The organism is Paenirhizobium cremeum, assembly GCF_047553425.1.
GTDB lineage: Bacteria > Pseudomonadota > Alphaproteobacteria > Rhizobiales > Rhizobiaceae > Allorhizobium > Allorhizobium cremeum.
Map to the genome: position 1 here is coordinate 241,691 of NZ_CP180219.1, position 18,650 is coordinate 260,340.

General features: G+C 62.1%; 16 protein-coding genes and 1 pseudogene. 5 read left to right on the forward strand and 12 right to left on the reverse strand.

Going from position 1 to position 18,650, the window contains the following annotated elements:
- Window positions 1-6: 6 nt before the first annotated feature.
- From ACLBKR_RS22590 to ACLBKR_RS22610, 5 genes are read right to left on the reverse strand one after another with little or no spacing between them, the layout of a single operon-like run.
- Window positions 7-855 carry a fumarylacetoacetate hydrolase family protein gene (locus tag ACLBKR_RS22590; protein WP_112829717.1) on the reverse strand — a complete coding sequence of 283 codons (849 nt, stop codon included), beginning with the start codon at window positions 853-855 and terminating at the stop codon, window positions 7-9.
- Between the two features lie 37 nt (window positions 856-892).
- The gene (locus ACLBKR_RS22595; RefSeq protein WP_113340076.1) at window positions 893-2,203 is read right to left on the reverse strand and encodes an MFS transporter; all 1,311 of its coding nucleotides are present in this window, start codon (window positions 2,201-2,203) and stop codon (window positions 893-895) included.
- A gap of 52 nt (window positions 2,204-2,255) precedes the next feature.
- Window positions 2,256-3,833, reverse strand: a complete 1,578-nt coding sequence (locus ACLBKR_RS22600; protein ID WP_113446824.1) for a bifunctional 3-(3-hydroxy-phenyl)propionate/3-hydroxycinnamic acid hydroxylase — start codon at window positions 3,831-3,833, stop codon at window positions 2,256-2,258.
- 31 nt (window positions 3,834-3,864) lie between these two features.
- Entirely contained in the window at window positions 3,865-4,758 is an 894-nt protein-coding gene (locus ACLBKR_RS22605; RefSeq protein WP_113426684.1) for a VOC family protein, read from the reverse strand.
- A 4-nt stretch (window positions 4,759-4,762) separates the two neighbouring features.
- On the reverse strand, window positions 4,763-5,806 hold the full coding sequence (locus tag ACLBKR_RS22610) for an amidohydrolase family protein (protein WP_113426676.1): 1,044 nt from the start codon (window positions 5,804-5,806) through the stop codon (window positions 4,763-4,765).
- Window positions 5,807-5,930: 124 nt separating this feature from the next.
- Here ACLBKR_RS22610 and ACLBKR_RS22615 point away from each other — a divergent pair, with 124 nt between their 5' ends.
- Window positions 5,931-6,632 carry a GntR family transcriptional regulator gene (locus ACLBKR_RS22615; RefSeq protein ID WP_113426675.1) on the forward strand — a complete coding sequence of 234 codons (702 nt, stop codon included), beginning with the start codon at window positions 5,931-5,933 and terminating at the stop codon, window positions 6,630-6,632.
- A gap of 80 nt (window positions 6,633-6,712) precedes the next feature.
- Here the strand turns inward: ACLBKR_RS22615 and ACLBKR_RS22620 are convergent, their stop codons facing one another.
- The 6 genes from ACLBKR_RS22620 to ACLBKR_RS22645 form a co-directional block, all read right to left on the reverse strand.
- Window positions 6,713-8,158: an aldehyde dehydrogenase gene (locus ACLBKR_RS22620; protein ID WP_113486426.1), complete on the reverse strand. Its 1,446-nt coding sequence runs from the start codon at window positions 8,156-8,158 to the stop codon at window positions 6,713-6,715.
- 23 nt (window positions 8,159-8,181) lie between these two features.
- Window positions 8,182-8,616 carry a GlcG/HbpS family heme-binding protein gene (locus tag ACLBKR_RS22625; protein WP_112829711.1) on the reverse strand — a complete coding sequence of 145 codons (435 nt, stop codon included), beginning with the start codon at window positions 8,614-8,616 and terminating at the stop codon, window positions 8,182-8,184.
- A gap of 54 nt (window positions 8,617-8,670) precedes the next feature.
- A complete protein-coding gene (locus ACLBKR_RS22630) occupies window positions 8,671-9,333 on the reverse strand; it encodes a glutathione S-transferase family protein (RefSeq protein ID WP_112829710.1) in 663 nt (220 codons plus the stop codon).
- A 139-nt stretch (window positions 9,334-9,472) separates the two neighbouring features.
- Window positions 9,473-10,960, reverse strand: coding sequence for a carotenoid oxygenase family protein (locus ACLBKR_RS22635; protein ID WP_113486428.1), 1,488 nt, complete (start codon window positions 10,958-10,960; stop codon window positions 9,473-9,475).
- 48 nt (window positions 10,961-11,008) lie between these two features.
- Complete coding sequence (locus ACLBKR_RS22640) at window positions 11,009-12,196, reverse strand: MFS transporter (protein ID WP_113486430.1); 1,188 nt, start codon at window positions 12,194-12,196, stop codon at window positions 11,009-11,011.
- A 113-nt stretch (window positions 12,197-12,309) separates the two neighbouring features.
- Window positions 12,310-13,401 (reverse strand): hypothetical protein, encoded by a 1,092-nt coding sequence (locus ACLBKR_RS22645; protein ID WP_113446821.1) that lies wholly within the window; start codon window positions 13,399-13,401, stop codon window positions 12,310-12,312.
- A 176-nt stretch (window positions 13,402-13,577) separates the two neighbouring features.
- Here ACLBKR_RS22645 and ACLBKR_RS22650 point away from each other — a divergent pair, with 176 nt between their 5' ends.
- Together ACLBKR_RS22650 and ACLBKR_RS22655 are read left to right on the forward strand one after the other, a co-directional pair.
- Window positions 13,578-14,480, forward strand: a complete 903-nt coding sequence (locus ACLBKR_RS22650) for a LysR family transcriptional regulator (RefSeq protein ID WP_113446820.1) — start codon at window positions 13,578-13,580, stop codon at window positions 14,478-14,480.
- 131 nt (window positions 14,481-14,611) lie between these two features.
- Window positions 14,612-15,057, forward strand: a pseudogene (locus ACLBKR_RS22655) (IS6 family transposase); the annotation flags it as partial.
- On the opposite strand, the gene ACLBKR_RS22660 reads toward ACLBKR_RS22655, so the two are convergent.
- Complete coding sequence (locus tag ACLBKR_RS22660; RefSeq protein ID WP_113340085.1) at window positions 15,027-15,929, reverse strand: GNAT family N-acetyltransferase; 903 nt, start codon at window positions 15,927-15,929, stop codon at window positions 15,027-15,029. The pseudogene ACLBKR_RS22655 and the gene ACLBKR_RS22660 sit on opposite strands and share 31 nt — an antisense overlap.
- A 260-nt stretch (window positions 15,930-16,189) precedes the next feature.
- Here ACLBKR_RS22660 and ACLBKR_RS22665 point away from each other — a divergent pair, with 260 nt between their 5' ends.
- Together ACLBKR_RS22665 and argE are read left to right on the forward strand one after the other, a co-directional pair.
- Complete coding sequence (locus ACLBKR_RS22665) at window positions 16,190-17,518, forward strand: NAD(P)/FAD-dependent oxidoreductase (RefSeq protein ID WP_113446819.1); 1,329 nt, start codon at window positions 16,190-16,192, stop codon at window positions 17,516-17,518.
- Between the two features lie 7 nt (window positions 17,519-17,525).
- Window positions 17,526-18,650, forward strand: coding sequence for an acetylornithine deacetylase (gene argE / locus ACLBKR_RS22670; RefSeq protein ID WP_113446818.1), 1,125 nt, complete (start codon window positions 17,526-17,528; stop codon window positions 18,648-18,650).

An 18,650-nucleotide genomic window follows, 5' to 3' on the forward strand; every position in this document is an offset into this window, starting at 1 on the left:
TTTCTGTCAGTGCGCTTCGTCCGTGATCGGGTTGCGCAGAATCCCGAGGCGATCGATCTCGACCTCGACGACATCGCCCGGCTTCATCCAGAGCGGCGGATTGCGCTTGGCACCGACGCCACCCGGAGTTCCGCTGGCAATGACGTCGCCGGCTTCGAGACGGGTAAAGCTCGAGCAATATTCGATCTGGCGGGCGATATCGAATATCATCTGGCCAAAGGTCGCATCCTGCACCACTTGGCCATTGAGGCGTGTCTGTATCCGCAGATCCGGCAGCGGGCCGAGTTCATCCGGCGTCATCATCCAGGGACCAAATGCGCCAGTACCAGGGAAATTCTTGCCCGGGGTGAACTGATGCGTATGCCGCTGGAAGTCGCGGATGCTGCCATCGTTGTAGATCGCATAGCCGGCGACGTGGCTGAGCGCTTCGTCGCGCGAAATATATCGGCCGGGCTTCCCGATGATGATCGCAAGTTCGCCTTCGTAATCGAGATCGGTCGATACCTTCGGGCGCACGATCGGCGCCAGATGACCGATCTGGCTATTGGCGTAACGCGCGAAAATGGTCGGGTTCTCGACCTCGGAACGGCCGGTTTCCTGGCGGTGCATTTCGTAGTTCAGTCCGACGCAGAGGATCTTGTCCGGGTTAGGGACGACGGGCAGCCATTCGATATCCGCAAGCGGTGTCGCGACGGCGGAGGCAGCAGCCTCCGCCACGCCTGCCAGGCCGGCCGCAATGGCTGCCTTGAGGTCGGCATAACGGCTGGCGAGCACGGTTCCGACGTCGCGGAAGCTATCTTGATCGACCACGCCCCAAGTCGCGCGGCCGGCTATTCTGACAGTTGACAGTCTCATATTGTCTTCTCCTTGAGTGCTTGGAAGCGGCGGGCCGTCAAGCCCGCTGCATGTGATCCGAAACGCGGCTTCGCTCGCTGAAACGCTGAATGGTGCGGTCCGGGAAGATCAACGCGAAGGCAGAAATCGCACCGATGATAAGGATTGCGGCCGTGAACATCATCGCGTTCGCATAGCCTTCAGGCAGATGCTCGGGACCGGCCTGCTGGACGATCATGCCGGTGATCGCATTCGATGCGAGGGCCGAGACGGCATTTGCGGAATAGATGACCACGATGAGCTTGCCGCGCTGAACGGCCGGAGCGACGGCACCGAGCGTGATCGGGCCATAAATGGTGGTGAGGCTCGGTGCCGCGAAGGCGATCGCAATCAACACAAGCTGCAACACGCCACTGACATGGACGGAGCCGATCAGGGCGAGACCGCTGACGAGCAGGGCATAACCCGAGGCGCTGCCAAGCGTCTTACGCTTGCTGACACCGCGCTGAAGCATCCGCTGCGCGATCCACGAGCCGATCAGCAGAAGCGGCGACTGGAAGATATACACCGCGGAAATCACGCTGCCGGTCTGCACCTGGCTATAGCCCAGCCCTTGCTGCAGGAATGGCGGCAGCCAAGTCGCGGACATGCCGACGATCCAGTAGGACATGGTCGACATGATGATGACACCGATGACGGTCGGATCGAGCCACAGCTTGCGGGCGGGGATTGGTGCCTCGGAAGGCTGACTTGCGGCGGTCTTTTCGTTGCTCGCCGCGTAAGGGCCTTCGCCGCCAATGAACATCCAGGCGACAATCCAGCAGATGCCGATGACGCCGCAGAACAGAAAGCCGGTTCGCCAGCCATACTGCACAATGATGTAGGTAAGGATTGGACCGCCCGCGAGCAGGCCGACACTGATGCCCTGCAGAACGACAGCGCTTGGAACGCTTCGCTTCTCCGGACTGAACCAGTTATGGGCTGCATGAAGCGCTGTCGGCAGACCCGGTCCCTCGCCAAGACCGAGAAGGATACGGCAGACCACCAGAACCGTCACGGAACTGGTGAAATAGATCGGGATCTGGGTCAGCGACCAGATCGCTGCAAGCGCCACCAGGATCCACTTGATCGGTACGCGACCGATGACGAACAGACCAACAAGCACGCCCGAGATCGAAAACAGCAGAAAGAAGCTGCTGCCGATCAGGCCGAACTGCTGCGGCGTGATCTGCAGCTCCTTCATCATCGGCACCGCCGATAGGCCGAAGACGAGCTTGTCGAAGAAGTTTAGGGTTTGAAATAGGAAGAGCAGGACGAGCACCGCAAACGGACGCCAAGGACTTCCTTTCTGGACTGCTGAATCGGTCATGTTTCCCTCCCAATAACCGTAACAAGATGACATCAGCGGATCGCGCCGCGCCTCATGCGAGACGCCGGTGCAGATCCGAAAGCTGTTCAGTGAGATCGGCGAGCGATCTTGCCGCTCCGAACACGTAATGGTCCGGACGGACAAGGGCTGCGATGACGCCATGCCGGTCGAACCAGGCGGAAAGCACACCGTCCTTCTCGCGCAGCGCTGTCGGGTCGGCGTTCTTTTCGCCCTGGGGGACAACGGCCCTGACTACGATGCCGTCGATCGCTTTGGCCAGTGCTTCGCCCTCTCCTGCGCCGATCCGGCGACCGTCGAGAATCAGCCGCCACTCCGGTCCGGTGAACTTATCCAACAGGCGCGGAGAATCGCCTTTAACGATGGCCGGCTGCGGGAAGAGCAGCCCCCGTGCCGGGGTGCCCTCTTTTGCGATCAATCCATCCTCGATGGGCGGGACGATTTCCTGACGGGTAATGGTGAGCGGCTTGCCGCCACCCTCGGCGAGGATCTTGGCGTCGCGCGCGGCAGCCGCTTCCGGATCGCGTTCGCAGATGGTCTGGCCAATGGCCTTGATCTTGCCGGTGAGCGTGCGCACATGCTGCTTGCGCTCTACGGTGTAAGTATCGAGCAGGTCCTCGGACGACTTGCCCTTCAGGATGCGGTCGAGCCTCCAGACGAGATTGGAAACATCGCGCAGGCCCTGGCACATGCCCTGTCCAATGAAGGGCGGCTGTTGATGCGCGGCGTCGCCGGCAATCAGGACGCGGCCACGGCGCCAGTCGTCGGCCACCAAGGCGTGGAAGCGATAGGCGGCAGCGCGCCAGAGATTGCCGTCCTCCGGTGTCAGCCAGGGCGACAGCAGTTGCCAGACATTGTCCGGCTTTTCCATTTCGCGCGGGTTTTCGCCCGGCAGGAGCATGATTTCCCAACGGCGATGGTTCTTTGGCCCCATGACGTAGCTGGTCGGCCGGGCCGGGTCGCAGAACTGCGCGGATGTCTGCGGCAGCTTGCCAAGCGCGTCTTCATGAACCTGAACGTCGACCACCAGCCAAGGCTCGTCGAAGACAAGATCCTCGAACTTCATGCCCGACTGCTCGCGCACCTGACTCCAGGCCCCGTCGCAGCCGATCACGTATTTCGCGGCCACCTTGCGGGTCTCGCCGGAAGCATCCTTCAGCACCGCGACGACCTCATCCGCGTGCGGATCGAGGCTGGTCATTTCCATTCCAAGCTCGACGGTCACGCAATCGAAGCTTTCGGCGTGCTTCCGCATCACGGCCTCAACCGGCGGCTGGGTAAATACCATGCTCGGCGTGTAGCCCAGAGGATAGGGCTCCGGCACCATGTCGATGCGGCGAATGAGCTGTCCCTCGGCGCCGAAGTGCTGGGACGCGGTAAAGGGTGCGATATAGGGCAGGACGGAATCGGCAATGCCCATGTTATCGAAGTGCCGCATGATCTCATGGTCGAGCGCGATGGCGCGCGGCTTGTCGTAGATCTCGGTCAGCCGGTCGACGACCAGCGTGGAGTGACCGCGCGCGCCAAGCATGCCGGCGGCGACCGCACCGGCCGGGCCGAAGCCCACCACCAGCACGTCATAACGGTTCGAAATATCGGTCTCGTTCGTCACGGGAAAGCCTCTGCAAACTGGATCGGCGGTGTCAGACGCCGGAAAATCCGATGGAAATCTGCGCCTTCTTGCAGGCGTCGCTTTTCGGAGGCGCAATGCCCCAATGGTCGGTGCGGCCGGGCGGCCACACCCATTCTTCCGGCCCTCGGACACGGTAGCCGTCATCGACCTGCAGGACCTCGGCGGTGTATTCGATCACCACGCCCTGCGGATCGATGAAATAGGCGAAAACATTGTCACCCGGCCCATGCCGCCCCACACCCCAGCCAATCGGATACCCCTTGTCCACGACCAGTCCGGAACCGCGCATCACGGATTCCAGATCCGGCATCAGGAATGCCACGTGGTTCAGGCCGTTCGAGGGGGCTTCCGCCAAGACCACCGCGTGATGGTCGGTATTGCAGCACAGGAAGGCCATGAGTTTGGAGCGGTCCGTCAGGCGGAAGCCGAGGACATCCCTGTAAAAGCTCGACAACGCTTCGATGTGGGCGCTGTTTATGTTGACGTGGGCAAGGCGATAAGGCCGGTTGGCGACGATCGCGCCTTGCCTGCGCTGGTCGCCAAAAACGAACTCAAGCACCGAGCCCTGCGGCTCACGGATGACGAAACGGGTGCCGCCGGAGGGCGCGTCGGCGGCTTCGGGCTCGCGCATCACGGTGCAGCCTGCAGCGGCGGTCTTGGCAAACAGCGATGCCAGGTCTTCGGCGGAGCGGACGCGGAAGGTGATCTTGCGCAGTTCCGCACGGTCGCTCTGCTTCAGTTCCAGAACATGAAAATCGTCACCGGTTGCCGCCAGGAAGACCTTGTCACCGACTTCGGCCACCGCTTCCAGACCCCAGACGCGGGTATAGAAGTCGACGGAGCCGGCGAGATCGGGCGTGCCCAGTTCCACACTGCGCAGGGCAGAGACGGGAAAGTCTGTCATCGGGTCAAACCTCATCCAGCGCGAGGAAGGCTCGCGCATTTTCAAATGTCAGGCGCTCGCGAAGGCCCGTATCGACGAAGGCTTCCTCGATACGGCCGACGGGTTCCTTTTCACGGAAATTGAAGGGGTAGTCGGTACCGAGCAGCACGCGATCCTCACCGAAGATGGCGACGATGCGCTGCAGCGTATCCCGGTCGAAGACGAGCGTATCCACGTAGAGGCGCCGCGCCTGCGCCGAAGGCGCTTCAGGCATGATTTCCGTGACGGCCGGAAAGGTGGAATAACCCTGTTCCAGGCGCGGCAGCAGCGAGGCGAAGGTGCCGCCGCCGTGGCTGAAGGCGATCCGCAGCTTCGGGAATTTCAACAGCAGCCCACCGGTGATGACGGACGCGGCGGCGAGGCCGACATCGGTCGGATAAGCGAGAACCTGCTGCAGCGGTGCCGGACCGACGAGGCGGTCCATGCCGGTCGGCCGCACTGCGTGAACGAAGACGGCGGCGCCCAGTTTCTCCGCTTCCGCGAAGAACGGATGAAAGCGCGGGTCGCCGATAGGGACGCCGTTGATATTGCTGCCGATCTCAACGCCCCGGAAACCGAGTTCGCCGACGATGCGATGCAGTTCGACGATTGCAAGGTCTATGTCCTGCATCGGCAGGCCGCCAAGCCCGACGAAGCGACCTTTGCCTTTCACGATCAGCGCCGCAATCACGTCGTTGACGTGACGCACGAGGTCGTTGGCCGGTTTCGCATCGATCCAGTAGCCGAAGAGTTCCGGCATCGGGGACAGCGCCTGCATGTCGATGCCGCTGCGGTCCATGTCTTCCAGCCGCCGTTCAGCAACCCAGCAGGCATCGCTGACGGCACGATAGGGCTTTTCGTCGATGATGACCGTCGCGTGGCAGTCGCTGACGGGCGTCATGGTAGGCCAGCCGCGGATCGACGCGCCGCCGGGGGCATGCGGAAACCGAGCCGGCACCACATGACAGTGAACGTCGATGCCGCCGCAACCGCAACCGCTTCTAAAGCGTTTTGCCTTTTCCTCGCCCACACTCTCCTCCTGTGTTCATCATCCAAATAATATACAAACTTCGATCGGTAAAGGCATAATTTATAAATTTTGAGATTTCGATATATTCGTGTATATAAAAACCGATTTGACCGGTGGGAGCCACATGAACGTCGATGCGCTGAACAAGGGACTGGATAGCCCCGCTACGCTTGCCACGAGCATCTACGAGCGGCTGAAGGCCGATATCCTCTCGGCGCGGCTTGAGCCAGGCCGCAAGCTGCAGCTGCGTTTTCTGATGGAGCATTACGAGGCGGGACAGACGCCCTTGCGCGAGGCGCTGAACAGGCTCACCACCGAGGACCTGGTGATCGGCAAAGAGCAACGCGGATTCTTCGTCAAACCGATCAGCCTGGAAGAGCTGGGGGAGTTGACGAAAACCCGATGCTGGGTCGAGGGGCTTGCCCTGCGCGAGTCAATCGCAAACTCCAACCCGGCGTGGGAGGAAGCCCTTCTCGTCGCGCATCACCGGCTGGACCGGGCACCCCGCTCGCTCAATCCGGACCGTTTCGAAAGCAATCCGGAATGGGAGCGGCTGCACCGGGCCTTTCACGCGCTTCTGATCGGCGGCTGCGGCTCGCGCCCGTTGATCGGCTTCTGCGAGCAGCTGGCGGATCGCCTCAACCGCTATCGCGCGCTCTCCAGCCGCAAGGCGTTCCGGGTGCGCAAGGTCAGCCAGGAACATGCCGACATCGCAAAGGCGGTTCTCGAACACAATACGGAAGAAGCCGTGCGTTTGTTGCAGCGACACTACGAGCAGACGGCCGAATTCATCAGGGCCGACCTGCAGGCCGATGGAACCAGCTGACAAGGCGTGCAAGGCCAGCATCGTCCGCGCCGATCCGGCGCTGGCAGGGTGCCCGCGTCCGGGCCACCCCGGCCAGCGGATCAGAACGGATAATGCTGCCGGGCGTCTTCGATCGTCACCCAGCGCAGGTCGGTGAACTCGGCAATCCCGGCCTTGCCGCCAAAGCGACCATAGCCGGAGGCCTTGACGCCGCCGAAAGGCATTTGTGGCTCGTCGGAGACGGTCGGGCCATTGATGTGGCAGATACCCGACTGGATCTGGTCGGCTACGCGCATGGCCCTCTGGACATCGCGGCTGAAGACGGCCGACGACAATCCATACTCGGTGTCGTTGGCGATACGGATCGCCTCAGCCTCGCCCTTCACACGGATGACCGGTTTGACCGGCCCGAACGACTCTTCCGAATAGATCGTCATGTCGGGGGTAACGTGGTCGATGACGGTCGCTTCGACAATGGCCCCGTCGCGCTTGCCACCGGCAACGATCCTGGCGCCCTTGGCCGTCGCATCCGCCATGATCGTCTCCATCCTCAAGGCCGCTTCCGGCGTTACCAGCGCGCCAAGCACCACATGCTCACGCGGATTTCCGGCGGGAAGGGCGGCGGCACGCGCCGCCAGCTTGTCAACGAACTCGTCGGCGATCTTCTCATCGACGATGATCCGTTCGGTCGACATGCAGATCTGGCCCTGATTCATGAACGCACCGAAGATTGCCGCATTGACCGCACCGTCGATATCGGCGTCGTCGAGGACGACCAGCGGCGCCTTGCCGCCGAGTTCGAGCAGCGACGGCTTGAGGTGTTCGCCGGCGAGCCGGCCGATGATCCGCCCAACCTTCGAAGAACCGGTAAAATTGACATGGCGTACGCGCGGATCGGCAATCAGCGCTTCAACGATCTCCGCTGCCTCTTCCGGTTTGTTGGTGACGACATTGAGGACACCCTCTGGCATGCCGGCTTCGGCGAAGCACTCGCCGATCAGACGATGGGTCGCCGGGCAGAGTTCGGAGGCCTTGAGCACCACCGTGTTCCCGCAGGCAATCGGTACAGCGACAGCGCGCGTGCCGAGAATGACCGGCGCGTTCCAGGGCGCGATCCCAAGGCAGACGCCCTTCGGCTTCAGTACGCCCATGGCAAGCGTATTCGGCTTGTCGGACGGGATGATTTCGCCGCCGATCTGGGTGACGAGAGCGGCGGCCTCACGGATCATCCCGGCTGCGAGCTTGACGTTGAAGCCCGCCCAGAGGCCCGTCGCACCCGTCTCGGAAATCATCGCCGCGATGAAGTCCCCGGCCTTGGCATCCATGATGTCCGCAGCCTTCATCAAGAGCTTTCTCCGCTCCCCAGGCCCCGTTTTGGACCATGTCTCGAAGGCACGAGCAGACGATTCGACGGCAAGCCTGACGTCGGCGACACTCGCCGCCGCCGCAGTGGTGGCCACCTCGCCCGTGACCGGATCCAGACGATCATAGCTCCGGCAGCCTTCCGCGAACCGTTGCTTGCCGTCGATCAGCAATTCAATCTTCATGTTCGATCCTCCGTATTTTGTTGTTATTTCGGAATACCGGTGGCCGCCGCATAGCCCGACAGCTCGATGCCGGCCACGGCACAGATTTCGTCGTTGCCACCAACGTCTCCCGATATTCCCACGGCCCCCACGACGATACGGTTGTCGTCGAGGATCAGGACGCCCCCCGGTGACGGCACCATTCGCCCGCCGCTCACGGTCGAGAGCACACCGATAAAGGTCGCGTTTTTCTCCGCACGTTCCGTCAGTTCGCGCGAACCGAAACCCATGCCGAGCGATCCCCAGGCTTTGCCGAAAGCGATGTCGAAACGAATGATACCGGCGCCATCCTCGCGCTTGTAGGCGACCAAGTGGCCACCGGCGTCGAGGACTGCGACCGCCAGAGGCGCGAAGTTCTCCGCCCTCGCCTTTTCAAGCGCTAAATCGATGATCTGGTTGGCCTTGGACAGGGGCAGCATGATCTTACAAACTCCGTGAATTGAGGGACTATCTGCGCCGCACAGGCGGTGGAATCAAAGGAACATCGCGAAGACATCCCGCGAGGTCGAGGGTCTGGGAACGCGGAAGTCCACACTCCTCAGGTCGATTGCGGCAGGACGCTCAAGGCAGGCTTCCAGCCAGCGCTTCATCGCCGGCCAGTGTGACACGTCCACGCCCGCGATGGGGATGAAATGCATGACGGCGGCGACATTGATATCGGCTACCGTCAGCCTGTCCCCGATAATGAAGTCTCGATCTCTCAGATGCGCATCCAGAACCGACCAAGGGCGGGCGAGCTTCTTCAACGCAATGGCCTCCTCTTCCCCTCCCGGCTCGCAAGGCGCGAAAAGGTATCTGGCGGCAGATGTCAAAAGCAGCGGCTTCTCCACTTCTGTCGCAACCCAGAGCGACCATTGCGCCATCAGCGCATCTTCCTCCGGGGTTTGCGGCCCGAGCAGGCCGCCATACCGTCGCGCCAGATGGAGGTTGATCGCCAGCGATTCGAACAGCACGAAGTCGCCGTCGACGAGGGTCGGGCATTTGCCGTTGGGATTGAGAGCCAGGAATTCCGGTGGCCTGGTTTCGCCGGGCCGGAAGGCGAGCGGCACACGGGAATGCTCGATCCCGATCTCGTTCAGCATCCAGCTACATCTGTTTGCGCGCGTTTTCGTCACGTCGCCGTAAAGCGTAATCATCTCATGCCATCCTTCAAGAGCGGGTCAGTCAGTGCCGAGCCCGTGCCCGATATTGGGGTCAAGCATCCTGCGCCAAATCACAGCCAACAGATCCTGAGTTCATGCGCCAGCCGAGGTCGGCGCATGAACCGGAAGCGGCCTAGAAGCCGCGATCCGAGCCCAGCGCGGTGCCCGGCACCCAGATGCCGTGGAAGCCCTCATGCACGCGGCATGGGAACTTCAGGATGGCGACCGGACCTTTGGCCAGATTGCGTGCATCGAGGATGACGAGGTCCGTGCGGTTCTCGGCGCGACGGCCGACCATCGTCATCAACCAGCCGTCGCCTTCTTCCGCGTCCGCGCTACGCGGCACGAAGCAGGGTTCTTCCGGCGAGGCGTCGGGACCGGCATAGAAGAGCTCGATCTTGCCCATTTCCTCGTCGAAATGGCCGAGGCAGGTGAAGGGAGGGCCCTTTGGACCGGGCTGCAGCATCGGCCATTTTTCCGGATGATTGGTGCCGAACCAGTAATGGCGGGTGCGGCGCATTGAGAAGCGAGAATCGACCACCGGCATCTCGCCGATGTGGTCGATGAAGCGCTCCACCTTGACGTCGCCCCCCTGCGTGGAGAGGTCGACAATCCAGCGTTCGCCGAACGGCGGCAGTTCATGCGCATGCGGGTTATGGATGTCCGGGAACTGGCTGAGCCAGCCGGACTCGTTGACGAAATGATCGAGCACCAGCCGACTTCCATCATCCCAGGCGTTGAAGGTATGAGTCTGCATGGCGACCTTTGGCGCCGTGTACCAGCGGATGGCGGATACCCCCCGATCTCGTGGGATAACGGCGATGTACGTCTCCTTGTGGCTGTCCCAGTGCCAGTAGGATTCGCCGCGCTTCACACGATCCCATTCACAGACCATCGGGCAAATCACGAATGCGATGAAATTGCGCGACACCAGGAAGTCGTGAACCATCGAGCAGTAGGGGGCCTTGAAGCGCTCCGTGCGCGTGAACTGGCCTGCCCTGTCGATTGTGTAGACCTCGATCTCGTCGCTGGCGACACCTTCACAATTGTAGGCGAAGGCCACGCATTCTCCCGTGACGGGATCGATCTTCGGATGGGCCGTGAAGGTACGGCTCTTCAGCTGGCCGCCGAAGTCCACCTCGCCACGCGTCGTCAGGTCGTTGGGATCGAGTTCATAAGGGCGCCCGGATTCCTTCAGGGCGTAAAGCTTGCCATGGTGCCACAAGATGGAGGTGTTCGCCGTATTGGCATCTTCGCCCTCCACTTCCGGGCTGTCGGTGAAGGGATTGCGGTAGGCGCCGAACAGGGCGCGCCGGGCCTCACGCTCTAGCTGGAACTTGCGGGTGCGGACATAGCGCATGGTGAGATCCGCATGGCCGTTCTGGATGCGAACAGAGTGGACCATGCCGTCGCCGTTTAGGAAGATGTCCTTGCCATGCAGTGGCGGGTAAGTGTGGTCGGCGCTGTTGCGGATATACATTCCTTCCAGTTCCGGCGGGATCCGGCCGATGACTTCAAGATCGTGAACTTGGCCTTCGATCCGTACCGGCGCGGCATAGCCGTTGAACACGACGTCATCCGGAAACTGCAGGTCGGGCTTCAAATTTGTGTGCTGGTTCATGTCAAACTCCAATCTTTGACAGTTCTCAAGTTTTGGGAGGATTTGAAATCAGGTGGCAACGACCGCCACCTGTTCTGGTTGGCGCGCAAGCTCGCGACGGGTCATCAACATGAAAATCACCGCAACGAGAGCAAATCCGGTGACGGCCCAGCCGAGACCGGGATACCCCACACCGGCGACGATGAAACCGCCGAGTGCTGGTCCGGCAGCGGAGCCGATCATCATCATCGCGGGTGTTGCGGCGACGGCGCGTCCGGTCTCATCGACGCGGCTCAGAAGACCGAACATGAAGGTGTGAGTGAAGATCACCAGCGCAACGTAGAGCGTCGCAGGAACCGCGAAGACGGCGTAGGTCGTTGCTCCGGTCACGGAGAGTGCAAATACCGCCTGAAGTATGGGGCCGGCGATGCCGACATCGGCCGGCGCGAACTTCTTTTGCAGCACGGCGGCGAGAAGGCCCGGCAAAAGGTTGACGAAACCGGTGACGATCAGGACGTTCTGGACGGCGCCTTCGCCGAAATCGCGCATGTCACCGATCCGCTCCACGAAGGCGAAAACCATTGCCTGGTTGAGCGCGATGCAGACGATGGTGCCAATCGTCAGCCAGGCGGCCTTGGAGAGAGGCTTCTTTACGATTACCGCCTGCTTGCCCGACACCGGCGCTTCAGCCTGCGGCACCTCGGGGAAGAACAGCAGCGTCACGACGGCACCGAAAGCCATGGTGATGGCAAAGGCTCGAAAGATGGTCTGTCCGCCGTAGGCGGCGATGATGCCCGGCAGAATCGCAAACATGATGACGGCCAGAATGCCCATCGCCACGTTGGCAATACCGAACAGGCGATGCGGGTTGGCCGAGCGTCCCATGGCCCCGTGGGTGACAGAAAGCGCCGCGCCGACGCCGAAGCCGGCCACCGCATGCAGGAGCATGAAATTGACAAGACTGTCCGGTGACACTGGTTGCCATGACGCGACCAGGAAGGCGCAGCCGGCCACGCAATAGCCGAGACACGCGAAAAGGCGATGCCTCAACCGGGTGAACATCGGCGCGAATATGACACTCGAAACGACCACCGCAGCCAGAAAGGCGGTTACCGTCAGCCCGGCCTGCGGTGCCGCCAGTCCATAGAATTTCATCAGACTGCCGATCCATAGCGGCAAGGCCGCCAGGTCGATCATGCCGGCCATGTGGCCGACGCTCAGGGTCGCTTGACCACTCCAGCTGTTCAGTTTCGTCATTGCATCCTCCCGGAACGCTGATCGTTCCCGTTGCCTCCACGCCGTCTCCTGCCCATGGCGCGGCTCCCTTCGATGTTGGCCACCGCTCGAAGAGCGGCAGCCTTGTCAAACTTTCAAAAGCTCATCGTCAGCGTACCGACGATGGCCTCGTTCCACCGGTTTCCTTCCAATCCCTGATGGCGGGTATAGGACACCTCGAACCGTTTCCCCCGACCGAAGGTCTTGGAAATGCCTGCCCCGAAAACGGCATAGGTCGGTTCTTCGACAACAACGTCGAGATCGTTGACGAACTCCTGCTCGACGCCGAGAAGGAAATTGGGTGACCAGCCGCCGGGCGGGACTTCCTTTTCGAGCCGCATGTGCGCCCAGGCCGTGCCATAGTCCTCGGTCGAGCCGACGACGCCCGACGACACGGCGCCGAAACTGTTGGCGGTCGACTCGATGAAGCTGCGCTGGAACTGGATGCCAAGCACCGGATGGAAAACCCAGTTTTCCGGGATGATCGCGAAATCCTCGCTGCGATACTGCCCAATCAGTTCGGCCTGCGTGTAGAGATGGTCGTCTCCCTGCTTGTGCTCCATGACGAGGCCCGGACCGGCATTGACCTTGAGATCAGACTCGCCCCAAGAATACTCCGCCCTTGCGGCGACACCCCAATGCTCGCTGAACTCGTTCAGAAAATCAGCGCGAATGCCACCCGCTGATCGCTTGACAGACCCGGACCCTTCAATGTCGAGATCGGTTTGTTCGTAGAAGCCTCCCAAGCCCCACATCGTGCGGGCATCTGGAAAATAGAGATATTGCAGATCCGCCCGACCGGTCCCACCGTCGAGTTCCACGGGATAGTTGGCACCATTCGAGAACGTGCCCCTCACGCCGAGACGAATTGCGGATTGACCGCCCGGCAAGCCGAATATGAAATTCAGGGGCACGACGGTGTCGGTCGTGCCGTCCCGATAGTGGCTGTCCGGCAGGCCTGAGGTTTCGGCCGCGCCAATCGTGACGCGGCCTTGACCGACCCGCCACTGGACCGAACCGAACTGATCGCTTTCGAAATACGACCTGAGCAGGCCGGCATTTCCCAGAGTGGACAAAGCAACGGCGGATGCCGGTGGCTGACCACCCCCTTGGTCGCCATCGGCGCCGAAGGCATCTGTCGACAAGAATGAAACGGCGGCAACAGCCGCCCAACGCGAAATGTTCATTTCCCCTCCCAATTGATAGTCCAGGAAAGCCGCTTAATCGGTTCTTTCCAAGCCGCGGCACCATCCTCCAGTGCCGGGGCGACGGGGAAAAATTAACGTCTGTCAAAGAAATGAAAATCAGATTAGATTCATTCCATGTATCGATGGCGTTAATACATGGCTGGAGGTCATAACGTATGCGTCTGGATCGGTTCGATCTGAATCTCCTCGTGGCCCTCGATGCCCTGCTCGATGAACGCAGTGTCACGCGTGCCAGCGAGCGTCTTTGCATCGGCCAATCGGCGACCAGCGCAGCGCTTGCTCGCCTCAGGGATTATTTCGGTGATGCGCTTCTGGTGCAGGTCGGCCGACGAATGGAGCTAACGCCACTGGCGCAGAGCCTGATTGGTCCAGTGCGCGATGCCCTGATGCGGACACGTTCTGCCATTTCGATCCGGCCGATCTTCGAACCCGCTGCCATTTCTCGGACTTTTTCGGTCGCCGCGTCTGACTACATGCTCGATGTTCTCTTGGCAGAGGCCGTTCGGCGTCTCGCTGCCAGCGCGCCGGGCATGCGGCTGGATATCCGGCGGACGCCGGTCGATGTCTTGGAAGCCTTCGAGCGGGGAACCATCGATATGCTAATCATCCCCGAGCAATATGCGAGCCGGCTTCAACATCCTCAAATCGAAGTTCTGCGGGATGAGCATGTCTGCATGATGTGTGCAGAACATGCTAAAGGTCTCACGAAGTTGACGATGGAGGAGTATCTCGATCGAGGCCATATCTCCATACGTCTCGGCAACCAAGCGAGCCTTGCCTTCGAGGAATGGTTCCTCCCGCGCTACGGTCGTCAACGACGTGTCGAATGCACGGTGGACCAGTTCAGCATCGCGCCCTTGCTGGTCATCGGCACGGGACGGATCGTAACCATGCATCGGCGCATGGCAGAGGAGATGGCAAAGCGTTTCCCGATTACTCTGTTTCCGGCACCCTTCGAAATGCAACCGCTTTGTGAGGTCATGGTCTGGCCACGCTATCTGGATGAGGATCCAGCGCACCGATGGCTACGGACGGAGGTCCAGATGGCTGGATCTTGAAAACTGAATAGCACGCGCAGGCGAAACAGGCGGCAATATCGACAACAATCGAAGGATTATCGGGTTTGCCGGCCTCCTGGATCTCGACCCGCTCGTTCCTGAAAATTGCAGTGTGATGCCGTGTCAGGTGTGCCGTTGACCAGGACGGTTATGTTCTCGACGAGATCGTCCAGGCGCGGCGCGATAGCAAGGCTGCCAAGCGATTGCTGGTCAGGCTGCTGAAGAAGCAAGGCTTGGCGCCGAAGCGGATCTTCACCGACAAGCTGCGCTCATATGGAGCGGCAAGACGCGACGTGATGTCGGCTGTCGAACATCGCTCGCACAAGGGGCTGAACAATCGCGCGGAGAATTTGCATGTGCCACTTCGAAAACGGGACCGAATGATGCAGGGATTTCGATCTGCCGGCGCCTTGCAACGTTTCATCTCAGTCATTTCAGCAGTCCGAAATCTCTTCGTCCCGCCGCACCAGAAACGCTCAGCCCTCGTCATCCACATTCATCGGATCCGCGCAAGGCGCAGTGGAATGCAGCGGCCGGCGGCCTGTTTCAGCCGAGCGCCTGGCTGACGAGGCCATAGGTCTTAGGTCCCTCGGATGTCGCGACCGGAGGGACCGCTTTGCCATGGGAGAGCGACATGGTCAGCACCGTGTCGAATACCGGCAGGCCGGCATGGGAGAGGAAGGTGGCGAAAGCGCCACCGTCCCGATGGGTATCGAGCCTCAGGAACGCGCCTTCGTGGTCGAGCACATGCGGCTGGACCACGGCGATCGCATCCTCGTCATCGCCGGCGACAACAGGGCCGACGACATGACCCCGGCCGAAATGGCGACACAGGGCGAAGGCCTCGAGCCGGCCTTCACGGAAGAGACCGTAGCCGACGGATTGCTCGAAAAGCTTTTCCATCAGCACACGCCGCTCGACGCCGAAGGCGCCGGCGTCGAGTTCGATCGCCCGGTTCAGGTGCTCGGGACCCAGGGTTGAAATCGTCGCCCCCCCGGGAAGCGGCACAGGTGTCGCCGGCCGCGTTGCCTCGCCCTGACACTGGTAGACGGTCTTTTCCGGCGCGAAGTTGAGCGACTGGTAAAGACGGCGCGCCGCGCGCGTGGCATTGAGGCGAAGTCCGCGTTCCTTGCACTCGGCCAGGACCCGCTGCATCAGCCAGTTGCCGGTACCGTTGGTCTGCAGCCTTGGGGAAGAGATGACCATGCCGACCGTGGCGAAGCTGTCGCCATGGGAGAACCACATGGCCGAGCCGAGGATACGGTCGATCTCGTCCAGCGCCACGAACCCTTGACCCATTTCCCTGAGGAACTGCCAGTCATCCGCCCGATGCGGCCAGCCGACCGCGATGGAAAGGGCATGCAACTGTTCCAGACTGGCGTCGTGGATATCGACCATCCGCGCCTGAAATGTATCGACCAACAGAGACTCGGACGCCGAGGGTTCCATTCGCCATCTCCCTTTCCCGTGCCGTTCATTCCGGTACCGCGCCGCGCGACCCGGTGAATTCGGCATCTCACTGAGTTTCCCGAAGAATACGCCGGCGTCATCGACACAAATTGCTTGAGAGCGCCGAGCATACACAACAATCCACCAAAACAAGTCCGCTTTCGGCATGCAATCGGGCGCCCCGCCCTTAAGCTTCATGGGCAGAAACAACCGTCGGGGGCCTTTTCGACCGCCCGCAGCCACGAATGAAGAGTTCGAGCATGACGCCTCCCCTTCCTTCCATCGACAGTGCCGCAAGGATCCCGCCCCAGGCCGATGTGGTCATCCTCGGCGGCGGCATGGCGGGCATCGCGACCGCCTGGCATCTGGCCCGACGCGGAACCTCCGTCGCCGTCATCGAGAAGGGACGCGTCTCGGCCGAACAGTCGAGCCGGAACTGGGGCTGGTGCCGCCAGCAGAACCGCGACCCGCGCGAACTGCCGCTTGCCCAGCTTGCCATCCGCATATGGGAAACGCTGAATGCGGAGACCGGCGAGGAAACCGGTTTCGTGCGCAGCGGCCTCGTCTATGCCTCCAACAATGACGCTGACATCGCCACCTGGGAAAAGTGGGGCAAGATTGCCCATGGTTTCGGGGTCGATACCCGCATGCTCTCAGGCACGGAGGTTTCCGCCCGGCTGCCGGGCAACAGCCGCACATGGCGCGGCGGTGTGCACTCCCCGACCGATGGCCGCGCCGAGCCGCAGCTTGCGGTTCCCGCCATTGCCCGCGCCGCGCAACGCGCCGGCGCCGTGATCGTCGAGAACTGCGCCGCTCGCGCCTTTGAAACCACCGCCGGCCGCGTGTCGGGCGTCGTCACCGAACAGGGGCTGATCCGCTGCTCCGCGGTCGTGGTTGCCGGCGGTGCCTGGAGCGGCATGTTCCTGCGCCACCACGGCTTCAGGTTCCTGCAAGCCTCGGTGAAATCGACCTCCTTCTATACGACGGCGGCTCCGGCCGTGACCGAGGGCGGCGTATCCATGCAGGACGTCACGCTGCGCCGCCGGCTGGACGGCGGCTATACGGTCGGTCTCAGCGGACAGGGTCAATTGCAGATCACGCCTTATGGACTGCTGCAAGCGAAGCCGTTTTGGCCGACCTTCAAGCTTCGCCGCAAGGGACTGACATTCGGCATCGGCCGGCAGTTCCTCGATGGGCCGGAGGCAATCATCCGCTGGAGCGCCGACGGCATTTCGCCCTTCGAGCGCACCCGTATCCTCGATCCGAAGCCGGATGCCCATCTGGTGGCCAAGGGCTTGCGGAAGCTTCAGGAGATCTATCCGGCGCTTGCGGGCATCAGGGTGGCCGAAAGCTGGGGCGGTATGGTCGACTCGACACCCGACGCCATTCCGGTCATCTCATCCGTCGCGTCGCAGCCCGGGCTGTTCATCGCGTCCGGCTTCAGCGGCCACGGCTTCGGCATCGGCCCGGCGGCCGGCCAACTGGCGGCAGATCTCGTTCGCGGCGACAAGCCTTGCGTCGACCCGAAACCCTATCGCTATGAACGCATGATCGACGGCACCGATCTCGGCAAGCCGGGCATGCTGTGAGGTGACAATGCAAATCACGGAAATACTCGAACGCCTCATCGCCTTCCCCTCCGTCGTCGGAACGCCGAACGGCGCAATCGTCGGCTGGGTGCGGGATTATCTCGAAAGCCACGGCGCGCGCGTCCATGTGCTGGACGGGCCGGAGGGCGACCGCGCCAACCTCTTCGCCACCATCGGTCCGGCCGATGTGCCCGGCTATGTGCTTTCCGGCCACATGGATGTGGTTCCCGCCGGCGAACCGGAATGGACCTCCGATCCCTTCCGCCTGCGCGCCGAAGGCAGCCGCCTTTATGGCCGGGGCACCTCTGATATGAAGGGCTTTCTCGCGGCCGTGCTTGCCGCCGTTCCCGAGATTGCGGGAGCGCCGCTGGCGCGGCCGATCCATTTCGCCTTTTCCTATGACGAGGAGGCCGGCTGCCGCGGCGTGCCGCACATGCTCGCGAAACTGCCGGAACTCTGCGCGACGCCTGCCGGCGCCATTATCGGCGAGCCGAGCAACATGCGCGCGATCCTCGCCCACAAGGGCAAGGCGGCCGCGCGCATCACCATCGGCGGCCGTTCCGGCCACTCCTCGCGTCCCGATCTCGGCCTCAACGCCGTGCATGCCATGGCCTCCATCCTCACGGCCGCCGTCGAGGAGGCCGAGCGGCTGACGCAGGGGCCGTTCGATACGGCCTTCGAGCCTGCTTACTCATCGCTTCAGGTCGGCACGATCAGCGGCGGGCAGGCCGTCAATATCATTGCCGACCGCTGCGTTGCCGAACTCGAGGCCCGCGCCATTGCCGGCGTCGATCCGACGGCCCTGCTTGCGCCGGTGAAGGCTGCCGCCAGTGCCCTTTCCTCCTGCGGCTTCGCCGTCGACTGGGTCGAGACCAGCAGCTATCCGGCGCTGTCGCTCCCGGCAGATACTCCGCTCGCCACCTTGCTCACTGAACTCACGGCAACGCCTCCGCTCGCGGCGGTCAGCTACGGCACCGAGGCCGGATTGTTCCAGGCGGCAGGCATCGACGCGATCATCTGCGGTCCGGGCGATATCGGTCGTGCTCACAAGCCCGACGAATTCATCCTGATTGAGGAACTGCAATCCTGCCGGGCGATGATCGGCGCGCTGGCCGCCCGCTGCCGGGCCTGA